This is a genomic window from Halomonas sp. SIMBA_159, from assembly GCF_046536035.1.
Lineage (GTDB): Bacteria > Pseudomonadota > Gammaproteobacteria > Pseudomonadales > Halomonadaceae > Vreelandella > Vreelandella venusta_A.
The window spans coordinates 1-360 of the sequence record NZ_JAWJBT010000187.1; the positions used below are offsets into that span (position 1 = coordinate 1).

The following is a 360-nucleotide window of genomic DNA, read 5'->3' on the forward strand; positions in this document are numbered from 1 at the left end:
AACCTGAGCAAATGTTGCAGTTGCTGCAGCAGCATCGCTCTGAGCTGGCAAACCTGACGCCAGAGGTACAGGCAAACTGGTACTATCAGCAGGCCGCGCTGATGAAGGCTCTGGGACGGCATCAGGAACAATTAGAAGCCGCAGAGCAGGGGTTGGCGTTGCTGGGTAAAGAACCATCGCTGTTAAAAGTAGACCTGCTTTATCAGTTGGGTTTTGCGCTGGAAATGCAAACACAATACCAGCAGGCGTTACAAAACTATCAGCACGGCATGGAACTGGCCACTTTGCTCGATGACGAAAAGCATGTTTTACTGGGGCAGATTAATCATGCAGCAGTGCTCAGTGCACAAAATAAAGAGC

The 360-nt window shown here is 50.3% G+C and carries 1 protein-coding gene; it reads left to right on the top strand.

The window, feature by feature from the left end:
- Nucleotides 1–11: 11 nt before the first annotated feature.
- Nucleotides 12–360 (top strand): hypothetical protein (locus R0J87_RS18925; RefSeq protein ID WP_498888154.1); only part of this gene is annotated, 349 nt, incomplete at its 3' end.